The sequence below is a fragment of the Streptomyces sp. AC627_RSS907 genome (genome assembly GCF_019049165.1).
The window spans coordinates 1-694 of record NZ_JAGMUE010000977.1 but is presented as its reverse complement, the minus strand read 5'-3'; the positions used below and the strand labels follow the sequence as shown (position 1 = coordinate 694).

1 protein-coding gene is annotated in these 694 nt (G+C 71.9%); it reads right to left on the bottom strand.

Going from position 1 to position 694, the window contains the following annotated elements; all coding sequences use genetic code 11:
• On the bottom strand, positions 1-678 hold a 678-nt coding region (locus KUM32_RS39745; protein WP_217146596.1), incomplete at its 3' end, for an AAA family ATPase.
• Between the last annotated feature and the right edge of the window lie 16 nt (positions 679-694).

The window sequence follows — 694 nt, the reverse complement described above, 5'->3', positions numbered from 1 at the left end:
GGCCTGATCGGCGCGGCCTCGGGGGCTGCGCTGGAGGCGGTGCAGGACGCTGGCGGTGTTGGAGCCGTCGCGGTGCAGGAACTCGCCGGAGTCCGGCGTCTGCGGCTGACGCATCACGTCCGGGTTGAGGCTGAACACGCTGATGCCGGCGAGGCCGTCGTACACGGGCCGGAACGCGTCGAGGCCGGCGGCCGTGACGAGCGCGAGGCGGTAGTCGCTGACCGGGGGCATGACGGCCTCCGTCGTGTGCGTCACCTTGCCCCGCACCACGCGGAAGCTGGCAGTCGGCTGCCCTGCCTGCTCCGGGGGGCGTGTGCCGGGCCAGACGTCGCAGTGCTCGCGGGTGATCCGGAAGCCCTCGTCCTGCGACGCGGCCACCTCGAAACCGTACTCACCGTGGCACTCCGGGGCCCGGAACTCCAGGTCGATGGAGAAGTGCGTCGGGTGCCGGGCGGACCTGCGGCACACCTCCGTCGCCCCGCCGCGGCTGCGGAGGGCCTGGTCGAGTGAGGTCTGCAAGGACTCGGAGAGGAGCCGCAACGCGTCGAGGAAGTTGCTCTTGCCCGCCCCGTTCGGGCCGACGAGGAGCAGCAGCGGGCCCAGCTCGACGTCCGCCGCCGCGATGCTCCGGTAGTGCCGGAGCCGGACGCGGGTGAGAGAGAAGTAGTTGTCCGACATGCGATCAGTCTGGCAG